The sequence below is a fragment of the uncultured Piscinibacter sp. genome (assembly GCF_937952055.1).
Taxonomy (GTDB): domain Bacteria; phylum Pseudomonadota; class Gammaproteobacteria; order Burkholderiales; family Burkholderiaceae_C; genus Piscinibacter.
Genome location: NZ_CALFYO010000020.1, coordinates 240809 through 261180 on the forward strand (window position 1 = coordinate 240809; position 20372 = coordinate 261180).

General features: G+C 71.3%; 20 protein-coding genes and 1 pseudogene. 7 read left to right on the forward strand and 14 right to left on the reverse strand.

Features of this window, described 5'->3' with window-relative positions:
• Positions 1–172 precede the first annotated feature (172 nt).
• The 10 genes from Q0599_RS11995 to Q0599_RS12040 form a co-directional block, all read right to left on the reverse strand.
• Positions 173–1174 carry an alcohol dehydrogenase catalytic domain-containing protein gene (locus tag Q0599_RS11995; RefSeq protein WP_298829735.1) on the reverse strand — a complete coding sequence of 334 codons (1002 nt, stop codon included), beginning with the start codon at positions 1172–1174 and terminating at the stop codon, positions 173–175.
• Positions 1171–2511, reverse strand: coding sequence for an aspartate aminotransferase family protein (locus Q0599_RS12000; protein WP_298829737.1), 1341 nt, complete (start codon positions 2509–2511; stop codon positions 1171–1173). The genes Q0599_RS11995 and Q0599_RS12000 overlap by 4 nt, the downstream gene beginning before the upstream one ends.
• Before the next feature lie 10 nt (positions 2512–2521).
• Positions 2522–4084: a choline-sulfatase gene (betC, locus tag Q0599_RS12005; RefSeq protein WP_298829739.1), complete on the reverse strand. Its 1563-nt coding sequence runs from the start codon at positions 4082–4084 to the stop codon at positions 2522–2524.
• 21 nt (positions 4085–4105) lie between these two features.
• Positions 4106–5083 carry a tripartite tricarboxylate transporter substrate binding protein gene (locus tag Q0599_RS12010; RefSeq protein WP_298829741.1) on the reverse strand — a complete coding sequence of 326 codons (978 nt, stop codon included), beginning with the start codon at positions 5081–5083 and terminating at the stop codon, positions 4106–4108.
• Between the two features lie 87 nt (positions 5084–5170).
• Positions 5171–5947 carry an SDR family oxidoreductase gene (locus Q0599_RS12015; RefSeq protein WP_298829743.1) on the reverse strand — a complete coding sequence of 259 codons (777 nt, stop codon included), beginning with the start codon at positions 5945–5947 and terminating at the stop codon, positions 5171–5173.
• Positions 5944–7257: a histidinol dehydrogenase gene (gene hisD, locus Q0599_RS12020; protein ID WP_298829745.1), complete on the reverse strand. Its 1314-nt coding sequence runs from the start codon at positions 7255–7257 to the stop codon at positions 5944–5946. Before hisD ends, Q0599_RS12015 begins: the two co-directional genes overlap by 4 nt.
• Positions 7258–7337: 80 nt before the next feature.
• Positions 7338–8381, reverse strand: a complete 1044-nt coding sequence (locus tag Q0599_RS12025; protein WP_298829746.1) for an ABC transporter substrate-binding protein — start codon at positions 8379–8381, stop codon at positions 7338–7340.
• Positions 8382–8434: 53 nt separating this feature from the next.
• Positions 8435–9232, reverse strand: a complete 798-nt coding sequence (locus tag Q0599_RS12030; RefSeq protein WP_298829749.1) for an ABC transporter ATP-binding protein — start codon at positions 9230–9232, stop codon at positions 8435–8437.
• A gap of 14 nt (positions 9233–9246) precedes the next feature.
• Entirely contained in the window at positions 9247–10029 is a 783-nt protein-coding gene (locus Q0599_RS12035; RefSeq protein WP_298829751.1) for an ABC transporter permease, read from the reverse strand.
• Positions 10026–10859 carry an ABC transporter permease gene (locus tag Q0599_RS12040; protein ID WP_298830447.1) on the reverse strand — a complete coding sequence of 278 codons (834 nt, stop codon included), beginning with the start codon at positions 10857–10859 and terminating at the stop codon, positions 10026–10028. The genes Q0599_RS12035 and Q0599_RS12040 overlap by 4 nt, the downstream gene beginning before the upstream one ends.
• 175 nt (positions 10860–11034) lie before the next feature.
• Here Q0599_RS12040 and Q0599_RS12045 point away from each other — a divergent pair, with 175 nt between their 5' ends.
• The gene (locus Q0599_RS12045) at positions 11035–12084 is read left to right on the forward strand and encodes a LacI family DNA-binding transcriptional regulator (protein ID WP_298829752.1); all 1050 of its coding nucleotides are present in this window, start codon (positions 11035–11037) and stop codon (positions 12082–12084) included.
• A gap of 4 nt (positions 12085–12088) precedes the next feature.
• Here the strand turns inward: Q0599_RS12045 and Q0599_RS12050 are convergent, their stop codons facing one another.
• The 4 genes from Q0599_RS12050 to Q0599_RS12065 all read right to left on the reverse strand — a co-directional run bounded on the left by Q0599_RS12050 (position 12089) and on the right by Q0599_RS12065 (position 15589).
• Positions 12089–13102, reverse strand: a complete 1014-nt coding sequence (locus Q0599_RS12050; RefSeq protein ID WP_298829754.1) for an Ldh family oxidoreductase — start codon at positions 13100–13102, stop codon at positions 12089–12091.
• A 1-nt stretch (position 13103) separates the two neighbouring features.
• The gene (locus Q0599_RS12055) at positions 13104–14033 is read right to left on the reverse strand and encodes a hydroxyacid dehydrogenase (RefSeq protein WP_298829756.1); all 930 of its coding nucleotides are present in this window, start codon (positions 14031–14033) and stop codon (positions 13104–13106) included.
• Positions 14034–14116: 83 nt separating this feature from the next.
• The gene (locus tag Q0599_RS12060; RefSeq protein WP_298829757.1) at positions 14117–15292 is read right to left on the reverse strand and encodes a UxaA family hydrolase; all 1176 of its coding nucleotides are present in this window, start codon (positions 15290–15292) and stop codon (positions 14117–14119) included.
• A gap of 15 nt (positions 15293–15307) precedes the next feature.
• Positions 15308–15589, reverse strand: a complete 282-nt coding sequence (locus Q0599_RS12065; RefSeq protein WP_298829758.1) for a UxaA family hydrolase — start codon at positions 15587–15589, stop codon at positions 15308–15310.
• Between the two features lie 115 nt (positions 15590–15704).
• Between Q0599_RS12065 and Q0599_RS12070 the strand changes: the two genes are divergently transcribed.
• From Q0599_RS12070 to Q0599_RS12090, 6 genes and pseudogenes are all read left to right on the forward strand, one after another.
• Positions 15705–16469 carry a GntR family transcriptional regulator gene (locus Q0599_RS12070; protein ID WP_298829759.1) on the forward strand — a complete coding sequence of 255 codons (765 nt, stop codon included), beginning with the start codon at positions 15705–15707 and terminating at the stop codon, positions 16467–16469.
• 16 nt (positions 16470–16485) lie between these two features.
• Positions 16486–16998: pseudogene (locus Q0599_RS26175) on the forward strand (inositol monophosphatase family protein); the annotation flags it as partial.
• On the forward strand, positions 16913–17179 hold the full coding sequence (locus Q0599_RS12075) for a hypothetical protein (RefSeq protein ID WP_367180951.1): 267 nt from the start codon (positions 16913–16915) through the stop codon (positions 17177–17179). The pseudogene Q0599_RS26175 and the gene Q0599_RS12075, both read left to right, overlap by 86 nt.
• 102 nt (positions 17180–17281) lie before the next feature.
• Positions 17282–18565: a TolC family protein gene (locus tag Q0599_RS12080; RefSeq protein WP_298829763.1), complete on the forward strand. Its 1284-nt coding sequence runs from the start codon at positions 17282–17284 to the stop codon at positions 18563–18565.
• Positions 18562–19203: a hypothetical protein gene (locus Q0599_RS12085; protein WP_298829765.1), complete on the forward strand. Its 642-nt coding sequence runs from the start codon at positions 18562–18564 to the stop codon at positions 19201–19203. The genes Q0599_RS12080 and Q0599_RS12085 overlap by 4 nt, the downstream gene beginning before the upstream one ends.
• A gap of 56 nt (positions 19204–19259) precedes the next feature.
• A complete protein-coding gene (locus Q0599_RS12090) occupies positions 19260–20363 on the forward strand; it encodes an HlyD family efflux transporter periplasmic adaptor subunit (RefSeq protein ID WP_298830449.1) in 1104 nt (367 codons plus the stop codon).
• The last annotated feature ends 9 nt before the right edge of the window (positions 20364–20372 follow it).

Genomic DNA, 20372 nt, shown 5'->3' on the forward strand with positions numbered 1-20372 from the left:
GGAGCGTGACTGGGCGCAGTCCGACGCCTGCGTGTACGTGATCGGATGGAGCCAGGTCTCGGCGGCAGGCCCGGTCGCAGCCGGTAGCACCAGCTGCCGGCCGGTTGCCTGGCGTGTCGCGCGATCACCGCGTCCACCGCCACCCTACTCACCAGCCAGCAGAAGGAACCGATCAGGGCCGCAGCAGCACTTTCGCCGACGCGCAGCGCCCCTGGTCGAGGTCGATGAAGGCCTGCGCACCCTCGGCGAGCGGCCGCTCATCCACCCAGGTGAGGTCGCCGAAGGCACCCCGCGCCAGCGCGGCCACCGTGGCGCGCAGATCGGCCGTGGTGTAGGTGTAGGTGCCCAGCAGCGTGACCTCGGCCAGCGTGAGCTTGCGCATGTCGATCTCGCTGGCCCAGTCCTGCAGGCCCACGTGCATCAACACGCCGCCCGGCTTGACCGCGGCCATGGACTGATTGCGCGTGGCCTTCGCGCCCACGGCGTCGATCACCACGTCGAACGAGGATTCGGGCAGCGGCGTCTCGCGTGGGTCCACCGTCGCGGCGCCGGCGTGCCGGGCCACGGCCTCGCGGCGCAGGGGGTTGAGCTCGGCCAGCGTCACCTGTGCCGCGCCCAGGTGGCGCAGCAGCAGCGCCGAGAGCATGCCGATCGCGCCGCCGCCGATCACCAGCACGCGGCATTCGTGCACTGGCCTCACCAGCGCGCGCATCACCAGGTTGACCGCGTGCCACGCGGTGGCGGCCGGCTCGGTCAGCGCGGCGGCGCGCGCCGGCAGGTCCTGCGGCATCGCGATCAGCGAGGCGGCCGGGATGCTCATGTACTCGGCGAAGGCCCCTGCGCGTGTCATCCCGACCATCGTGCGGTTTGCGCACAGGTTGTTGCGGCCCTGCACGCAGTACTCGCAGGTGCCGCAGGTGATCAGCGGGTTGCCCGTCCAGCGCGTGCCGGCCTCGAAGCCGGATGCGGCGCTGCTCGCGATGCGGCCGACGAACTCGTGGCCCAGCACCAGACCAGGCTTGCGGCGCGGGTCGTGGCCGTGCCAGGCGTGCATATCGGAGCCGCAGATGCCCACGGCCTCGATCTGCAGCACCACCTCGCCCGGGACCAGCTCGGGCATCGGCAGCTCGCGCAACTGGGTTTCGTTCGGTGCGGTGTAGACGAGGGCCTTCATGACAGGGGCTCCAAAAGGGATGCAGTGGCAGCGATTGCCGCGCGCAGCCCGTCGACCATCCGGTCGACCTGCGCGGGCGTGGAAACGAACGGCGGGGCGAGCACCAGCGTGTCGCCGGGTGCGCGCGTCAGCACACCGTGGTCGAACGCGGCGGCCTGCGCCGCGGCTCCACGCCGGCCGGGGGCCCCCGGCACCGGGGTGAGCTCGACGCCTGCGGCCAGGCCGATGTTGCGGATGGCGACCACGCCGGGCGCGTCGGCCAGCGCGTGCACGGCACTCTCGAAGTGCGGCGCGAGCGCCGCGGCGCGCTCGCACAGCGCCTCCGACTCGATCACCTCCAGCATCGCCAGCGCCGCGGCGCTGGCCAGCGGATGGCCCGAGCAGGTGTAGCCGTGCATCAGCTCGGCCAAGTGCGGCGGTCCCTGCATCAGCGTGTCGTGGATCTCGCGGCGCACCAGCACGCCGCCCATCGGGGCGGCGCCGTTGGTCACCGTCTTGGCGAACACGATCATGTCGGGCACGACACCGAAGGCCTGCGCCGCGAACATCGCGCCCAGGCGGCCGAACCCGGTGATCACCTCGTCAAAGACGAGCAGCAGGCCATGGCGGTCGCAGATCTCGCGCAGGCGCTGCAGGTAGCCGCGCGGCGGCACCACCACGCCGGTCGAGCCGGCCACGGGCTCGACCACCACCGCGGCGATCGCCGAGGCGTCGTGCAGCGGCACGATGCGCGTCTCGAGTTCATCGGCCATCTCGGCGCCGGTGGGCGGCTGGCCGCGCACGAACGCCTGCGTCGCGGGATCCCAGGTGGCGCGCAGGTGGTCGCTGCGCAGCAGGCTGGTGCCGAAGGCGCGGCGGTTGTTCGTCATGCCGCCCACCGAGATGCCGCCGAAGCCGACGCCGTGGAAGCCGCGCTCGCGGCCGACGAACAGGTTGCGCTGCCCTTCGCCGCGCGCGCGCCAGTAGGCCAGCGCGACCTTCAGCGCGGTGTCGCAGGCCTCAGAGCCGCTGTTGGTGAGGAATACGCGGTCCAGCCCCGGCGGCGCGACGGCGGCCAGCCGCTCGGCCAGCGCGAATGCGCCGGGGTGGCCGACCTGGAAGTTCGAGGCGAAGTCCAGCGTGTCGATCTGCCGCTTCATCGCCTCGGCGATGCGCGGATGGCGATGGCCGGCGCCGACGCACCACAGCCCCGAGGTGCCGTCGAGCACCTCGCGGCCATCGGCGGTGCGATAGGCCACGCCTTCGGCGGAGACCACCAGCCGCGGCTGCGCCTTGAACTGCCGGTTCGGCGTGAACGGCATCCAGAACGCGTCGAGGCCGGGCATCGCGGTCGCCATGGGGCGGGCCTCAGCGCCGGCGCGGATGGTCCGGCGGCACGGCCGGCACGAACGGGAAGCGCCGCTTGGCCTTCGTCGCGGTGGTATTCGGATCGACCGCGCCGCGCACGAACTGCCGCGAGGCATCGTTCGCGGGCTGGAAATCCCATGCGGTCCACTGGCCCTGCAGCAGCGCCTCCTGGGCGAACAGCCGGCGCCGCTGCGACTCCAGCACATCGCGCTCGATGCCGGCGTAGTCCCAGCGCGCGTGCACTTCGGCATGCATCCCCTGCTCGACGGCGGCATGCGCCGCCACGCCCGCGAGGTTGACGAGTTCGTCGGGGTCGTTCTTCAGGTCGAACAGCATCGGCGGATCGTTGCGGCAGTGGACGTACTTGAAGCCGTCGCGCAGCAGGATGCACGCCGGCGCGTAGACGCCTTCGCCGAGGAACTCGATCCGCGTCGTGTCCTCCCGGGACGAGTTGTCCCCGCCGAGCATGCCCGCCAGGCTGGCGCCGTCCAGTGGATCGATCGGGTCCACGCCCCGACCGTCGCTGGCCAGGTCGTTGAAGGTCGGCAGCAGGTCGAGCAGCGAAACGGCCTTCTCCTCCCGGTGGCCGCGCTTCACGCCCGGGCCGCTCGCGATCATCGGCACGCGCACCGACCATTCGAAGGGCTGGAACTTGAACCACGAGCCCCGCTCGCCCATCATCTCGCCGTGGTCGGCGATGACGAACACGACCGTCTGCTCCGTCTGGCCGATCCGGTCCAGCACGCTGAGCAGCCGGCCGACCAGCGAATCGAAGTAGGAGGTCATCGCGTAGTAGGCATGGCGCGCCGTGCGGACCTGTTCCTCCGAGATGTCGTGCTCGTCGGCGCGGATCGTCAGCGCATAACGCTGCGACCACGGGTCGCGCTGGTCGAACGGGATGAACGGCACGCGCGGCAGGTCGATCTGCGCGTGGTCGTACAGATCCCAGAACGTCTTCGTCGTGATGAACGGGTTGTGCGGATGCGTGAACGACGCCCACAGCAGGAAGGGCCGCCGGTCGGTGTCGCGCGCCCAATCGAACAGCCACTGCTCGGCGTGGTAGGCCACGTGCTCGTCATAGTCGATCTGGAGGTTGCGCTCGCACAGCCCTGCCTCGACGATCGAGCGCAGGCTCATCCGGGACGGTGAGTACGGCTCGTCCGTCTTCGTCCAGTCCGCGGTCCAGCCATAGTCGGAGGGATAGATGTCGGTCGTCACCCGTTCTTCGAAGCCATGCAGTTGGTCGGCGCCGATGAAGTGCATCTTCCCCGACAGGCAGGTGCGGTAGCCCTGGCGCCGCAGGTAGTGCGCGATCGTCGGGGTGGCCGACGGGAACTCGCCGGCGTTGTCATACGCACCGATCGCCGACGACATGCGCCCCGTCAGCATCGAGGCGCGAGACGGCGCGCACACCGGGTTGTTGCAGTAGGCATTGACGAAGGTGACGCCTCGCTCGGCCAGGCGGCTCAGGTTCGGCGTGATGACCATGGGCTTGCCGTACATCGGCAGCACCTTGGCCGTGAGCTGGTCTGCCTGGATGACCAGGATGTTGGGACGCGACATGCGGAGCCTCCGGCGCTCGGATCACTCGACCTTGATGCCGGCGCTGCGGGTGATCTGCACCCAGCGCTGGTGCTCGGCTCGCACGAAGCTCGCGAAGTCCGCCACCGAGCTGCCCACCGGCTCGTCGCCCATCGTCGCCAGCGAGCGCTGGACGGCCTCGCTTTTCAGCGCCGCCGTGGCCGCGCCATTGAGCTGCTCGACGATGTCCGCCGGCGTTCCGGCGGGGGCGAACAGGCCGAACCAGGTCACGACGTCCACGCCGGGCGTGCCGGCTTCCGCCAGCGTGGGCAGGTCGGGCAACGCCGCCAGCCGCCTTTCGCCGGTCACCGCCAGGCCCTTGATCTTGCCGCCGCTGATCAGCGGCATGACCAGCTGCGTGTTGCCGATGATGTAGGAGACCTCGCCAGCCATGAGGGCGGTCATCGCCTGGCCGCCGCCGCGGTACGGAACGTGCTGCACGTTGATGCCCGCGGCCGACTTGAAGAGTTCGCCGGCCACGTGGAGCGCCGTGCCGTTGCCGGTCGACGCATAGTTGATCGTGCCGGGGCTGGCCTTGGCGGCAGCCAACAGCTCGCTCACGCTGCCCGCCTTGAACTGCGGCGCGGCGGCCAGCACGAGCGGGCCGCGCGTGAGCTGGGTGATCGGCGCGAAGTTGGCCAGCGGGTCGTAGCTGAGCTTGGGGTAGATGCCGGCGGCGATGGCGTGCGTGGCGACCGATCCGAGCAGGATCGTGTAGCCGTCCGGCGCGGCCCGGGCCACGTTGCCGGTGCCGACGGTTCCGCCGGCTCCCGGCACGTTCTCCACGATCACCGTCTGCCCGAGGACCTTGCGCATGCCCTCGGCCATCGGCCGGGCCACGGCGTCGAGCGCCCCTCCGGCGGGGAACGGCACGACCAGGGTGATAGGCTTGGACGGGAAGGCCTGCGCCTGCGCGGCGGTGGCCGTCATGGCGAACGTGCAGAGTGCGGCAAGTCGTGCCGGCCAGGTGCGGAAGCTCATGGTCTCGTCTCCTTCGTGGTGGCTGTGTCGCACGACGCCTGTCGCACGGGGTGATCGGATGAATGCGGTGACACGGACGACGCTCCGTCAGCGCGCGGTGAAGCCGCCGTCGACCATCAGGGTCTGGCCGGTGACATAGGCGCTGGCATCGCTGCACAGGAACACGGTGGCGCCCGCCAGATCGTCGAGCGCGCCGTTGCGGCCGATGCAGGTCTGGGCGGCGTTGCGCGCGGCCAGTTCGGCGTCGGCGAACACCGGCGCGGTCAGCGCGGTCGGGAAGAAGCCCGGGCCGATCGCGTTGCAGGTGATGCCGTGCGGCGACCACTCCTGCGCGATCGCCCGCGTGAGCTGCACCACCCCGCCCTTCGCTGCACCGTAGGGCGCGCTGCGCGCGAAGGCGCGGTACGACTGCAGCGAGGCGATGTTCAGGATGCGCCCCCAGCCGCGCGCCTTCATGCCCGGCGCAAGCGCTTGCGTGAGGAAGAACGGCGCCTCCAGGTGCAGCGCCAGCTGCAGCTTCCACGAGGCCGGTGTCACCCCGGCGAAGGGTTCGCGCAGGTTCACGCCGGCGGCGTTGACGAGGATGTCCACGCCGCCCAGGCGCTGCTCGGCAGCGCGCGCCACGGCCTGCGTGGCGTCGGTGTCGGCGAGGTCGGCCACGCACCATTGCGCGTCGATGCCGTCGCCGCGCAGCCGCGCCGCCGCCGCTTCCAGTTCGGCGTCGCGGCGCGCCACCAGCAGCACGCGCGCACCGGCCAGGCCCAGCGCCTGGGCCATCGCCTCGCCGATGCCCGAATTGCCGCCCGTGATCAGCGCACGCCGGCCCGTCAGGTCGAACAGGCGGGCGAGCTGCGCACGCTTCATACCTGCACCGGCTCGCCGAGCGCGAAGGTCTGCGCCGGGTAGTACTTGGCGAGGCGATCATCGGCCGTACGCGCATGCGCCTCCATGCCCTCCAGCCGCGAGATGCGCGCCGTGACCTCGCCGATGTCGCGCGCCGCCTCGCGCGTCATGCGCTGCCAGGTCAGCGTCTTCATGAACTTGTGCACCGACAGGCCGCCCGAGTAGCGCGCCGCGCCCTTGGTGGGCAGCACGTGGTTCGGCCCGCTGGCCTTGTCGCCGTAGGCCACCGTGGTCTCCTCGCCGAGGAACAGCGAGCCGTAGCAGGTCAGGTGCTCGAGCCACCAGTTCAGCTCGCGTGCATGCACCTCGAGGTGCTCGCTCGCGTAGCGGTCCGACACCTCGATGACCTCCTCGCGGCTGTCGCACACGATCACCTCGCCGTAGTCGCGCCAGGCCGCGCCCGCGGCGTCGCGCGCCGTCGGGGGCAGCTTCTCGATCAGCGCCGGCACGCGCTGCATCACCTCGTCGGCCAGCTCGCGCGAGGTGGTGAACAGCCAGGCCGGCGACTCGTGGCCGTGCTCGGCCTGGCCGACGAGGTCGCTGGCGACGATGGCCGGGTCGGCCGAGTCGTCGGCGATCACCGCCACCTCGGACGGCCCGGCGAACACGTCGATGCCCACCTTGCCGAACAGCGTGCGCTTGGCCTCGGCGACGAACTTGTTGCCCGGCCCGACGATCACGTCCGCCGGCTTGCCGGTGAACAGGCCGTCGGCCATGGTGGCGATCGCCTGCACGCCGCCGAGCGTCATGATCACGTCGGCGCCGGCGCGGTCGAAGGCGTACAGCAGGTATGGATGCATGGGCCCGCCGCGGAACGGCCCCGAGCAGGCAACGATGGTCTTCACGCCCGCCGCCTTCGCCGTGGCCACTCCCATGTAGGCCGAGGCGATGTGCGCATAGCGACCGGCCGGCGCGTAGCAGCCCGCCACGTTGACCGGCAGCACGCGCTGCCCCGCCACCACGCCGGGGTGCAGTTCGACGCTGAACTCGCTGAGCGAGCGGCGTTGCGCATGCGCGAAGTCGCTGACCTGGCGGATGGCGAAGTCGATGTCGCGGCGCACCTGTGCCGGCACCTCGGCGGCGCGGCGGTCGATCTCGGCGCGGCTGAGCACGATGTCGCCCTCCCAGCCGTCGAGCTTCCTGGCGTAGGCGCGCACCGCGGCCTCGCCGTTGGCGGCGATTTCGGCGAGCATCTCGGTCACCACCTTCTGCGCGGTGGCGGTTTCGGTCTCCGGCGTCTTCGCGGCCTTCTTGAGGGTGGTGATGGTCATGGTGGTCTCGGTCGTTGAAATCGATTACACGGCCTGCGGCGGCTCGGCGGCCGAAGCCACCGCCCGCCCCGTCTCCGCCCTCACTGGGCCTTGTTGGCGAACTCGCGCAGCTTGGGGTCGGCCTGCACGCGCTTCATGAAGGCGTCGGTCACGTACTCGGAGGCCTGCGGCACGCTCTGGATCGCTCCGGTGCCGCGCATGAAGGTGGCGATCTCGTTGAACCAGACATCCATCTCGGAACTGCCGCGGCTGCGGTCCATGCGCGAGAGCTGGCCGGCGAGATCGAAGGTCGGCCGGGTGTCGAACTCCTTGCGCATCGACGCCTCGCTGATCGTCACCCCGCCCTGCTCGTAGAACTTCTTCATCATCGCGATCGCCTCGGTCTGGTTCGCGTTGAGCCACTTCCAGGCGCGCAGGTAGACGGCCAGGAACTTGGCCACGTTCTCCGGGTTCTGCTCGGCATAGTCGCCGCGCGCGATCAATGCCCCCGGCACGATGGCGCCGCCTTCCTTGCCCGAGCACAGCACCCTGGCGCCGGCCTTCTCCTCGAGCGTGTAGATGTTCGGCGCCCACAGGCCGCCGAGGTCGGCATTGCTGGACGACATCGCCGAGATGATCTCGGCCTGACCCATGTTCTTGATCGTCACGTCGCCCTTGGCGATGCCCCATTTCTTCAGGCACGACTGCACGGCGTAGTCACCGGTGGAGTTGGCCGTCAGCACGATGGTCTGCCCCTTGATCGAGGCCGGGTCCTTGGCGAACTTGTCGGCCACGTCCTTGCGGGCGAGCAGCGCGTTGCCGGCCGACTCGTCGTTGGTGACGCCGATCGTCTTGATGCCGAAGCGCACATGGCCGAGCACCGCGGGCACCGAGCCGGTGCCTCCGACGTCCCAGCTCTTGCTTGCCGAGGCGGCGATCTGCGGCACGCCGGCGGGGAAGGTGCTGAACACCGGCTTGAGGCCGACCTCGGCCCACCAGCCCTTCTCGGTGGCGGCGTAGAACGGCAGCGCCCAGTACAGCGCGGGCTGGTAGCTGACCTTGATCTCGGTGAGCGCCTGCGCATGAGCGGCACCTGCCACGGCGAAGCCGGCGGCAGCGAGGGCGAGGCGAAGGGTCTTGTGCATGGCGTGTCTCCGTGTTGTCGCGGTGGGTTGTCGGGATGGCAGGTGCCGGGAAATCAGTGGACGTCGTCGCCCAGCTGGTCGCGCAGCAGCTTCCAGACGTGGGTGCGCAGGTGGACGAAGGACGGCAGGTCCATCACGTCCTCGATGCGCTTGTGCTGGTCCCAGTCCTCGCGCTCGCGGATCGTCTTCACGTCGATGACCTCGCGGATGGTGCCGGGCCGGCGCGACATCACGACGATGCGGTCGGCCAGGTACACCGCCTCCTCGACGGCGTGGGTGATGAACAGCACCGTGCGCGGGTTCTTGCGCGCCAGCCGCACCAGTTCCTCCTGCATGACCACGCGGGTCTGCGCGTCCAGCGCGCCGAAGGGCTCGTCCATCAGCAGCACCTGCGGGTCGAGCACGTAGGCTCGGGCGATCGCCACGCGCTGCTGCATGCCGCCGGACAGCTGGTGCGGGTAGGCGTGCTCGTAGCCGCCCAGGCCCATCAGCTCGATGTACTGCTCGATGCGCCGCTTGCGCTCGGCCGGCGGCACGGCGATCGACTTGAGGCCGAACTCGATGTTGTCCCACACCGTCTTCCAAGGAAACAGCGCGAACTGCTGGAACACCACCGCGCGGTCCGGGCCGGGCCGGCGCACGACCTCGCTGCCGACGCTCACCTGCCCGCCGGTGGGATGCTCCAGGCCGGCGGCCATGCGCATGCAGGTGGTCTTGCCACAGCCCGAGGGCCCGACGATGGCGACGAACTCGCGGTCCTGCACCTGCAGGTTGATGTCCTGCAGGGCCACGAAATCGCGGCCGTTCTGGTGGAACACCCGCTGCACGCCTTCGAACACGATGCCTGCCATCGACGACTTCTCCTTCAGAGTCCGCGGCGCTTCTCGATCACCAGCTGCACGCGGCGCAGCGCCACGTCGATCAGCAGACCGACCGCGCCGATCGCCACCATGCCGCTCATGACGGTGGCGGTGGACACCGCCGCCTGGCCCTTGACCATCAGGTAGCCGACGCCGCTGGAGGCCACGATCAGTTCCGCTCCCACCAGCGACTGCCAGCCCAGCCCGGCCGAGATGCGCAGGCCGGCGACGATCGACGGCACGGCCGCCGGCAGCAGCACCTCGGTCATGCCGCGCAGCGCGCTCGCACCCAGCATCTGCGAGGCCTCGATGTACTTGCGGTCGACCTGCTTCGCGCCGCGGTAGGTGTTGATGAGCACGGGCGGGAACGCGCCCATGAAGATGATCAGCACCGGCCCGCCAATGCCGGTGCCGAACCACAGCGCCGCGAACGGCACCCAGGCGATCGGTGCGACGAAGCGCACCGCCTCGAACGCCGGCGTGACGATGCGGTCGACCCAGCGGAACCACGCCATCAGCAGGCCGAGCGGAATGCCGACCACGACGGCCAGCACGAAACCCATGGCAAAACGCTGCAGGCTGGACAGCAGGTGCTCGAGCAGCACATGGCCGGCGAAGGGCTGCGCGAGCAGCTGCGCGAAGCGCGCGAGAACGTCCCACGGCGCCGGCAGGAACTCGCGCGAGGTCAGGCCGGCCAGCGCGGCTGCCGACCACACGCCGAGGAAGCTCAGCGCGCCGGCCGCGCTCAGGCGCCAGAAGCGGGCGGCGGGCAGTGGCGGTGCGATCACGGGTTGCTCCGCCACGGCATCACGCGCCGCTCGATCCAGCCCAGGCCCTGCGTCATCGCCCAGCCGGCCAGCGCGACGCTGGCCATGCCGACGAGGATCATCGCCGGGTAGATGTCCTGCGCGCCCTGGTTGAGGATCTGCCCGAGCCCGGCGACGGCACCGACCAGTTCGGCCGCCACCAGCGTCGTCCACGAGGCCTGCAGCGACAGGCGCAGCCCGGTGAAGATGCTCGGCAGCGCCCCGGGGATCAGCACCTCGCGCCAGTAGCGCCAGCCGCTGACCGCCAGCATGGCGCTGGCCTCGAAGATCGGCCGCTCGATCTGACGCACGCCGGTGAAGCTGTTGATCACCGAGGGCACGAAGGCGGCGACGAAGATCACCATGATCTTGGCCGCATCACCGAGGCCCAGCCAGACGATCGCCAGCGGAATCCACGCCAGCGGCGGGATCGGGCGCAGCAGCAGGAAGATCGGGTTGACGAAGGCCTCGACGGCGCGGCTCGCGCCCATCGCCAGGCCGAGCACGACGCCGACCGACGAGGCGACGGCGAAGCCCGCCGTCACGAGCAGCACGCTGCGCAGCACGTGTTCGTGCCAGCGCGCGTTGCTGTAGCCCTCGATGACGATCTGCTTCGCCGCGCCCCACACCTCGGGCGGCGTCGGGAATCGGGCCGGCGAGATGAAGCCGGTGACGCTGGTCAGCAGGGTCCACAGCACCAGCACGGCGGCGACGGCGATCGCCGCGGTGCCGATCGCACGCCAGGCGCCGCGGCGGCCATTTCCGCGCGGGACGTTCGCGACCCGGGCGGCGCTCGGCGTCGAGGTGGTCATGGTGCTCACGGGCGCTCGGAGGGGCTGATGCAGAAAGGCCTGTAATCGTTTTCAATAGTGGGCGCAGGAGGTGCGCGCGTCAAGGTCGATCGCCGTCGATATCGCCCGGAATTACCCTATGGATCGGCCTCGATCGTCGGCCGACCCGGCTACTGCAAACGAGTACATTGGCGACATGCCTGCCACCGACGACGAACTGCCCACGATCGAAGACGTCGCGCGCGCCGCCGGCGTGTCCACCGCGACGGTCTCGCGCGTGCTCAATCGCCCGGGCGAGGTGCGCGACGCCTTGCGCCAGAAGGTGCTGTCGGCGGTGGCCGAACTGGGCTACGTGCCCAACGCCGGCGCGCGCGCGATGAAGCTGCGCCGCAGCGGCACCGTCGGGGCAATCTTCCCGACGGTGGACAACGCCATCTTCGCCAAGGCCATCGACGCGCTGCAGCGCCGGCTTGCCGAGTCCGGCCTGCAGCTGCTGCTGGCCACCAGCGGCTACGACCCCGCCACCGAGACGCGCCAGGCGCTGAACCTGCTGACCTGCGGCGTCGATGCGCTGGTGCTGTGCGGTGTCGGCCAGCGCGAGGAGCTGCTGCAGCAGTTGCGCCAGCGCGGCGTTCCGGTGGTGCACGTGATGAGCTGGCCGGCTCCGCCCGACCGCATCGCGGTGGGCTTCGACAATGCCCGGGCGATGTCGCAGGTCGTGCGCTACCTGCTCGACCTCGGCCATCGGCACATTGCCATGCTGGCCGGCCAGACGCGCGACAACGACCGCGCCGCAGCCCGCGTGGCCGGCGTGCGCGAGGCACTGCGCGCGGCCGGCCTGTCGCTGCCGGCCTCGCGGCTGGTGGAGCGCCCTTACGAACTCGGCGCAGCGCGCGACGGCTTGCGCGTGCTGCTGCAGGCCGCTCCGGCACCGACGGCGGTGGTGTGCGGCAACGACGTGCTGGCCACCGGCGCGCTGCTCGAGGCGGCGCGGCTGGGCGTGGCCGTGCCGCAGCAGCTCTCGATCGTCGGCTTCGACGACCTCGAGCTGGCCGGCCACCTGCAGCCAGGTCTCACCACGGTGCGCGTGCCGGCCGAGGAGATGTGGCGACTGGCCGCCGACCGGGTGCTCGATACGCTGCGCGGCGTCGAGGTGCCACGCGCCACCGAGATCGAGGTGGCCCTGGTCGTGCGCGGGTCGACGGCGCCGCCGCCACGGGCACGCCGGTCGCGCGCGCGGCGCTGAGCGCTCAGGCCGCCGCGGCGGCGCGCAGCGAGGCCAGCATCGCGTCGGCCACCGCCAGGCCTTCGGCCTCGGCGCGGCGGCGCAGCGCCTCGCGGCGAGCCCCGGGCAGGCGAACGCCTTCGTCGACCAGCATCTCGCGCACCAGCACCTCCAGGCGGTCCAGGTAGTGCTCGCGGCCGGCCAGCGCGCCCGGGTCGACGATCACGAAGGCCTGGCCGATGCCCGGCCGGTTGCCTTCGTCGACGAAGAAGCTCGACGCCTCGAAGCCGAAGTTCGCGCCGATCAGCGCGCTGACCAGCAGTTCGACGACGAGCGCGAGCATGGCGCCCTTGCTCGAGGAGACGGAGCCGATCGGAAGCATGGAGCCCTCCAGCGCCGCCTTCGCGTCGGTCGTCGGCTGGCCGTCGCGGTTCAGCGCCCAGCCGAGTGGAATCGGCTTGCCCTCCTTCGCCGCGACCATCACCTTGCCGCGCGCCACCTCCGACAGGCTGAGGTCGATCTTCAGCGCATCGCCGGTGCGGCGCGGGAACACCGCCGCCACCGGATTGGTGCCGAAGATGGCGTGCCGGCCACCGGCCGCCGGCATGGCCGCCGGCGAATTCGCGAAGCCCAGGCCGACCAGCCCCGCCTTGGCCGCCGCCCGAAGGTGGTCGACGATCACGCCGGCATGGTGGCTGCGTACCACGCCGACGAAGGCAACGCCGTGCTCGCGCGCCCGCGCCACGCCTTCGGCCGCCGCCATCGCGCAGGCCGGAAAGGCCAGCCCTTCGCCGGCGTCGATCACGGCCGCCCCGCCCTTGGCCTGGGCCAGGCGAGGCTGCGCAGATCCATCCACACGGCCATTGCGCAGGTGCGTGGCGTATTGCGCGACGCGGGACAGGCCATGCGAGCCGATGCCCTGCGCTTCCGCCAGCACCAGCGCCGCCGCCGTGCTCGCAGCCATTGCCGGGTTGGCGCCGGCGCGCTGCAGTGCGGCGTCGACCAGGCCGCGCAGTTCGTCCAGTGAGATGTTGGCCATGTCAGCTCAGGGCCTCCAGCACCCGGTCGGCAATGGGGAATGAGACGCGCTCGTTGGCCTCGGCGGTCACGCCGGCGACGTGCGGTGTCAGGATCAGGTTCGGGCAATCCGCGAAGTGCGGCGCCACCGGCAATGGCTCGGCATCGAACACGTCGAGCGCCGCGCCCCCGAGCGTGCCCGACTTCAGCGCCGCGGCGACGGCCTGTTCGTCGACGATGCCACCGCGCGAGGTGTTGACGAGCACGGCGCCGCGCTTCATCGCCGCGATGCGGCGCGCATCGAACAGGCCCCTGGTGGCCTCGACCAGTGGCACGTGCAGGCTGACGACATCGGCCGTGGCGACCAGCTCGTCCAGCCCGACCGGCCGCACGCCCAGCCGCGCGAAGGCGGGATCCGAAGCGGCCAGCATCGCATCGTGCGCGACCACCTGCATGCCCAGTGCGCGGGCCAGCGTGGCGGTGAGCTGGCCGGTGGGGCCGAAGCCGACCAGCCCGAGCGTCTCGCCTGCTGTCTCGCGGCCGCTGGACAGCGCCGCGCGCGGCCACCGGCCGGCGCTCAGCGCCGCCGTGCTCTGGTAGACGCCGCGCAGCAGCAGCATGGCGGTGGCCACCACGTATTCGGCCACCGACAGCGCATTCGCGCCGGTGGCGGGGATGACGCGCAGGCCGCGTGCCTCGCAGCCCGGCACGTCGATGTTGTCGAGCCCGACGCCCAGCCGCCCGACCACGCGGCAGCGCGGTGCGAGCGCCTCCAGCAGCACGCCGCACACCTGCGTGCGGTTGCGCACCACCAGCGCGTCGCAGCGTGCCGCCTCGGCGGCCAGGCGCAGCGTGTCATCGACCAGGGCCGGGTCGTACAGCACCTCGTGCACCGCGGCCAGGCGCGCCACGGCGCGCTCGTCCATGAACTCGGTGACGACGACCCGGCTCATCTCAGTGGCGCCCGGCCGTTCCGAAGCCACTGAGAGCCCCTTCGAGGGGTGGCGAACCCAGTGAGCCTGGGGGCCTCATCGCCTCAAGCGGACTCGAACAGGCGCGTCAGCACGAACTCGCGGTGGCCCAGCGCCTCGGCGGCGGTCAGCCGGCCGTTGGCCGTGCGCAGCATGCACTCGAGCAGCTTGTCGCCGGCCTGGTCGAGCGTGATCTCGCGCTGCAGCAGCCCGGAGGTATCGACGTCGATGTGCTCGCTCATCAGGCGCACCGTGCGCGGGTTGGCGCAGATCTTGATCACCGGCACGATCGGGTTGCCGATCACGTTGCCCTGGCCAGTGGGGAAGAAGTGCACCGCGTAGCCGCTGGCCGCGCACAGCGTGACCATCTCGGCCGCGGCCGACGACGAGTCCATGAACCACAGCCCCGGGTGCGTCGGCATCTCAGCCTTGTCGATGACGCCGTCGACCGTGCACTTCTTGCCGATCTTCTGGATGTTGCCCAGCGCCTTTTCCTCGATGGTGGTCAGGCCGCCGGCGATGTTGCCCTTGGTCGGCTGGCTTTCGGACAGGTCGGTGGTCTTGTGGCGGTTGATCATGTCCTGGTAGCGGTTGAACATGAACATGAACTTCTCGGCCACCTCGGGCGTCTTGCAGCGCTCGACCACGATGCGTTCGCCGCCGGTGATCTCGCTGGTCTCGCCGAAGCACAGGTAGTTGCCCAGCGGGTGCAGCTTGTCGAAGGCGTTGCCCACGGTGGGGTTGGCGCCGCAGCCACTGGTGGTGTCGGACTCGCCGCACTTGGTGGACACCCACAGCTCGTGGATGGGGCAGGCCTCGCGCTGCTTCTCGCTGGCCCACTGCACGAACTCGCGCGCCGCCTTGCTGGCCCGCATGATGGTGTCGTGGTCGCCATGGCCCTCGATGCCGAAGCCGACGACCGGCTTGCCGGTGGCGGCGATGCCATCGACCACCTTCTTGGTCCAGCCGTCCTCGATGCCGATGACGACGACGGCGGCCACGTTCGGGTTGCAGCCGGTGCCGATCAGCGTGCGGAAGTGCAGGTCCAGGTCGGCGCCGAACTGCAGGCGGCCGTAGGGATGCGGAATCGCCATCGTGCCCTTGATGTTGTGGGCGACGGCCTCGGACGCGGCATTGGACAGGTCGTCCAGCGGCAGGATGATGACGTGGTTGCGCACGCCGACGCGGCCGTTCTCGCGGCGGTAGCCTAGGAAGGTGGTGTCTTTCGAAATCACGGACATGCGGTGCTCCTCGGCTTACCAGCGCTTGGTCTTGATGTTGTGCACGTGGGCGTGCTCGCCCGCCTGGATCGGCGCGACCACCTTGCCCATGTCGATGCCGTACTTCCACACGGTGTCGCCCGGATTCATGTCCTTGAGCGCCACCTTGTGGCCGATGGGGATGTCCTGGCGGGCGACCACCTGCGTGGACTTGTCCTCGTCCATGATCCAGCCGTTGAGCGTCATGCCGGCCTTCACGCCCTCGATCACCACGACCGCGACCGTGTCCTTCGCGTCGTGGAGCACGAAATGAATCATCTGTGAAGCTCCTTTGGTCAGGGGTGCATGCATCTTAGGCACCGGTCGCACCATGTCAAACAGGTCATCTATATGACTTGCATGAATGGCACGGCGAGCACTAGGATCCCCCGCCATGCCCGGCCCCCTGCCCCCGTTCCAGCCGATCGCGCCCGACGCCGAGGGCCTGCCGCTGTTCCGCGTGGTCAAGCGTTCTCTGCTGCGTGCCATCGAATCGGGTGCCGCGGCCCCCGGCTCGGCCCTGCCCAGCGAGACGGAGCTGGCGCAGTCCATGGGCGTGTCGATCGGCACGTTGCGCCGCGCGGTCGACGAGTTGACCGCGGAGCACATCGTGGTGCGCCGCCAGGGGCGCGGCACCTTCGTCGCCACGCACAACGTCGACCGCTTCCTGTTCCAGTTCTTCCACGTCGAGCGCGAGGATGGCCTGCACGAGGTGCCGCAGGTGGACCTGCTGTCGTTCGAGCGCGGCCGCATCGACGAAGAGGCCGCCGCGGCGCTGTCGGTGCGCGAGGGCGATCCGGCGATCGTGATCGAGAACCGCCTGTCGCTGCAGGGCCGGCCGGTCATCCATGACCGGCTGGTGCTGCCGGCCGCGCTCTTCCGCGGCCTGACCGAGACGAAGTTCGCGCGCCGGCCGAGCACCATCTACCACCTGTACCAGACCGAGTACGGCATCACCGTGGTGCGCGCCCACGAGCGCGCCCGCGCGGTCGCCTGCGAGCGCGCCATCGCGCGCGTGCTCGCCCTCGCACCCGGCGCGCCGGTGCTCAAGGTGCGCCGCACCGCGCTGACCTTTGGCGACAAGCCGGTGGAGTACCGCGTCTCCACTCTCAACACGGCGCATCACGAGTACGTGAGCACGCTGCAGAGGTCGGCATGACACCGCGGCAGCTCGCCGCCGGGCCGCGGCCGAAGCCGGCGCGCTTCTGAGCCGCGCCGCACGCGATCTGGCCACGCTGCAGGCCGAGGAAAAGGCCCCCGGCGACATGGCCAGCCGTGCCGACCGCGACTGCGAGGCACTGTTGCGCGCGCGGCTTCTGCAGGCCCATCCGGACTTCGGCTTCGTCGGCGAGGAAGGCGGCGGCCACATCGACGCGGGCACGCCGCACTGGTTGGTCGACCCGCTGGACGGCAGCTGGAGAGGCCGCGGCATGGCAGCCATAACGGGGCCGGAAGGCCGGGCACGACAGCCGGGGCCGCGGTGCCCGGACCGCCGTTCGGTACACTCCGTCGCTGATGCGCCGCACCGCCGTCCTCCTTGCCGTCCTGTTCGCCATGTTGTGGCAGAGCGTGGCGCTGGCGCGACCGGGTTCGACGGTGAACGTGCTCTCCGACACCGAACACGCGGCGCTGCACTGGCAGCAAGCGGGACACCACCATCACGAGGACGGCTCCTACCATCTGGATGACTCGAACGAGTCGGACCAGCATGTGATCGCCGACCACGTCTCGGCCTCGGCTGCGCTGGTGACGCTGGTCGGCCACGACTTTCCTTCCGCGCTGTCCTCGTCCCCCCGCGGATTGAACGAAGGGCGCGCGCCGCACCCCTTCCTCGACGGCCTGCTCCGGCCGCCTCGACGCCACTCCTGACCCGCCCTACCGGCGGGTGTCCACCCGTGGACACGCCGCCGCCAGCACGGCTGACGCCCCCGCATGGCGAGCCCTTCCTTGCTGTCCCACGTCAGGAGCATCGTGAGAAACCCACCCCGTCTGGCCGCCTGCGTACTCGCCGGCAGCCTGTTGTTCGGGCCCGTGGCGTCCCAGCCGGCGCCCGCACCGGATCGCTCGCAGCGCCCCGCGATCGGCGCTTCCGCGGCCCTGGCCTCCGCCCCCTTGACACTGGCCACGGCGCTGGAACTCGCCTGGCAGCGCGCCGTCAGTGCGCGCGAGTCCCACGCCCAGCGCCGCCGCGCCGATGCCGAACAAGCGGCGGCGACCAGCCTCTGGGGGGCCCCGCCCGCGCTCGAACTCAGTCATCGCAACGACCGCTGGAACGACAACACCGGCGCCCGCGAAACCGAGGTCGGTGTGGCGGTGCCCCTGTGGCTGCCCGGCCAGCGTGCGGCGCGTGGCGCTGCGGCCCAGGGCGCCATCGCCCAGGCCGACGCGGCCACCCAGGCTGCTCGCCTGCGCCTGGCCGGCGAGCTGCGCGAGGCCGCCTGGGCCGTCGCGGCATGGCAGGCCGAGGCGGTTCAGGCCGAGGCCTTGACGGTGTCGCACCGGCAACTCGCCGACGATGTCGAACGCCGCGTTCGCGCCGGCGACCTGGCCCGCGCCGATGCCCTGGTCGCACGGGCCGAGCTCCTGGCCGCGCAGGGCCAGCACGCCGAGGTGCTTCAGCAGCTGCAGTCCGCACGCATCCGCTGGGCCCTGCTCACCGGGATGACCGCCGATCCGGCACTCGAGGGCCAGGCCGGCCCGGAGGATGCCGGTGCGCCGCTCGCCGCGACCCATCCCGAGCTGGAACTCGCACGCCAGAACACCGTACACGCGCGTCAGCAGCTCGATCTCATGCGTCAGTCCCGGCGCGAGCCCCCCGAACTGACGCTGGGCGTGCGCCAGGACGTGCCGGGCCGCGCCGAAGCGAGCCGCAACAGCGTCGTCGTCGGCCTGAGGCTGCCGTTTGGAACCGACGACCGCAACCGTCCTCTCGAAGCGGCAGCGCTGAGCGAACTGGACATCGCGCAGACCGCCGAACAGCGACTGCGCGAGCGCCTCGAAGGCGAACTCGCCACAGCGCGCGACGCCCTGCGCTCGGCGCAGGTCCAGGCCGCGGTCGAGTCCGACCGCGCACGACTGCTGCGCGAACGCGCCACCCTGATCGACAAGTCGTTCCGTGCCGGCGAGACGTCGCTGCCCGAGCTGTTGCGCGCGCTCGCTGCCGCGGCCCAGGCCGACAGCGCCAGCAATCGACAGGCCGTCACGCTGGGCCTGGCCCGCGCCCGACTCCAACAAGCTCTCGGACTCCTGCCATGACCATCCATTCCCGCGCACCCCTGCCCCGGCGTGCCCTGTCGGCCGCGCTGACGGCCGTCGCCCTGGCGTCGGCGAGCCTGGGCGCCTCTGCAGCGCCCGGCGCGCACGGTCCGAACGGCGAGCACCTCGACGCTCCCGCCGCAGCGGTCGCCCCGTCCGCCCTGCCCCGCGTCGAGGCCCGATCGGAAGCCTTCGAACTCGTCGCCGAACTGCGCGCAGGCGCCATGACCATCCTCGTCGACCGCTACGAGACCAACGAGCCGGTGCTCGGCGCCACGCTGGAAGTCGAGAGCGGCCCGCTCAAGGCGGCCGCCGCCTTCCGCGCCGAGCAGGGCGATTACGCCGTCACCGACGCGGCGCTCCTGCAGGCGCTGGCCGTCCCCGGCGAGCACGCCCTCGTGTTCACGCTGATCGCCGGCAAGGACAGCGACCTGCTCGACGCAACACTGGTAACGACGAAGCCTGCGGCCCCGTCGCGCGACGGCGAGCACGGCCTTGACAACGGCGACGGCAGCAGCCCGCGGCTCGCGCCTGCGGCATGGATCGGCGCCGGCCTCGCCGCGCTCGGGCTGCTCGGCGGCTTGGCGTGGTGGCTTGGGCGCCGCCGCCACGGCACCACGACGTGGGGAGGACTGTGATGACGAACAAGCCCTGCGGGTTCGGCGCGCGAGCCGGCCTTCTGATCGTCGCGACCATGATCGCGTGGCGGCTCTTCGCCTCCGCGGCCTACGCCGCGCCCGGTGCCCACGGTCCGGACGGCGAGCACCTGGATGCCCCGGGTGCCGGCATCAACACCTCCGGACTCGCGCGTCTGCCCGACGGCAGCGTCCACGTGCCGAAGGCGGCGCAGCGGCGCATGGCCATCCGCACGCTGCTCGCACCCGAGAGCGAGGCGGCGGCGACCGTCGAACTGCCCGGTCGGGTCGTGATGGACCCTAACGCCAGCGGCCGCGTGCAGGCCGCGCACGGGGGGCGCATCGAGCCCGGGCCCAAGGGCCTGCCGGTGCCGGGCCGGGCCGTGCGGCGCGGTGAGCTGCTGGCCTATGTGCGCCACCACGCCGAACCTTATGCGCTGGGTGCGCAGCAGGCGCAATGGGCCGAGCTGCGCGCGCAGCGCCAGCTCGCCGAACAGCGGCTGCAGAGGCTCGAAGGCCTGGAAGGCACGGTGCCGCAGAAGGAGATCGACGCCGCACGCAGCGAGGCGCAGAGCCTGGCCGAGCGCGAGCGCAGCATCGGCGCCAGCCTCGCCGCGCGCGAAGCCCTGCACGCACCGGTGGGCGGCGTCATCGCCCGCGCCGAGTTGGTGGCGGGCCAGGTCGTCGAGCCGCGCGACGTGCTGTTCGAGATCGTCGACCCCACCCGCATGCTGGTCGAGGCCACCACGGCCGACCCCACCTTGGCCGCTCAGGTCGCAGGCGCCTCGCTCCAGGGCCGGGCCGATGCGAAGCTGCGGCTGCTCGGCGCCTCGCGTGTGTTGCGCGACGGCGTGCTGTCGCTGACGTTCGCGGTCACCGGGGCCCGGCCCGGCGCGCCGCTGGCGCTCGCGATCGGCCAGCCGGTCACCGTGGTGGCCCAGTCCCGCGAGCGCGTGAAGGGCGTGGTGCTGCCGGCCCAGGCCGTGGTGCGCAGCCCCGCCAACGAACCCATCGTCTGGATCAAGTCCGGCGCCGAACGCTTCATCCCGCAGCCGGTGCAGGTGCGGCCGCTCGATGCCGAAACGGTCGTGGTCACCCAGGGCCTCGGCGCCGACAACCGCGTCGTGGTGCGGGGCGCTCCGTTGATCGCGCAGATCCGCTGAACGGAGCCC

Excerpts from the sequence above, each read along its gene's own strand:
- Q0599_RS11995 (WP_298829735.1), bottom strand. The coding sequence starts at position 1,174 with ATGAAGGCCCTCGTCTACACCGCACCGAACGAAACCCAGTTGCGCGAG.
- Q0599_RS12000 (WP_298829737.1), bottom strand. The coding sequence starts at position 2,511 with ATGGCGACCGCGATGCCCGGCCTCGACGCGTTCTGGATGCCGTTCACG.
- betC (WP_298829739.1), bottom strand. The coding sequence starts at position 4,084 with ATGTCGCGTCCCAACATCCTGGTCATCCAGGCAGACCAGCTCACGGCC.
- Q0599_RS12010 (WP_298829741.1), bottom strand. The coding sequence starts at position 5,083 with ATGAGCTTCCGCACCTGGCCGGCACGACTTGCCGCACTCTGCACGTTC.
- Q0599_RS12015 (WP_298829743.1), bottom strand. The coding sequence starts at position 5,947 with ATGAAGCGTGCGCAGCTCGCCCGCCTGTTCGACCTGACGGGCCGGCGT.
- hisD (WP_298829745.1), bottom strand. The coding sequence starts at position 7,257 with ATGACCATCACCACCCTCAAGAAGGCCGCGAAGACGCCGGAGACCGAA.
- Q0599_RS12025 (WP_298829746.1), bottom strand. The coding sequence starts at position 8,381 with ATGCACAAGACCCTTCGCCTCGCCCTCGCTGCCGCCGGCTTCGCCGTG.
- Q0599_RS12030 (WP_298829749.1), bottom strand. The coding sequence starts at position 9,232 with ATGGCAGGCATCGTGTTCGAAGGCGTGCAGCGGGTGTTCCACCAGAAC.
- Q0599_RS12040 (WP_298830447.1), bottom strand. The coding sequence starts at position 10,859 with ATGACCACCTCGACGCCGAGCGCCGCCCGGGTCGCGAACGTCCCGCGC.
- Q0599_RS12045 (WP_298829752.1), top strand. The coding sequence starts at position 11,035 with ATGCCTGCCACCGACGACGAACTGCCCACGATCGAAGACGTCGCGCGC.
- Q0599_RS12050 (WP_298829754.1), bottom strand. The coding sequence starts at position 13,102 with ATGGCCAACATCTCACTGGACGAACTGCGCGGCCTGGTCGACGCCGCA.
- Q0599_RS12055 (WP_298829756.1), bottom strand. The coding sequence starts at position 14,033 with ATGAGCCGGGTCGTCGTCACCGAGTTCATGGACGAGCGCGCCGTGGCG.
- Q0599_RS12060 (WP_298829757.1), bottom strand. The coding sequence starts at position 15,292 with ATGTCCGTGATTTCGAAAGACACCACCTTCCTAGGCTACCGCCGCGAG.
- Q0599_RS12065 (WP_298829758.1), bottom strand. The coding sequence starts at position 15,589 with ATGATTCATTTCGTGCTCCACGACGCGAAGGACACGGTCGCGGTCGTG.
- Q0599_RS12070 (WP_298829759.1), top strand. The coding sequence starts at position 15,705 with ATGCCCGGCCCCCTGCCCCCGTTCCAGCCGATCGCGCCCGACGCCGAG.
- Q0599_RS12085 (WP_298829765.1), top strand. The coding sequence starts at position 18,562 with ATGACCATCCATTCCCGCGCACCCCTGCCCCGGCGTGCCCTGTCGGCC.
- Q0599_RS12090 (WP_298830449.1), top strand. The coding sequence starts at position 19,260 with ATGATCGCGTGGCGGCTCTTCGCCTCCGCGGCCTACGCCGCGCCCGGT.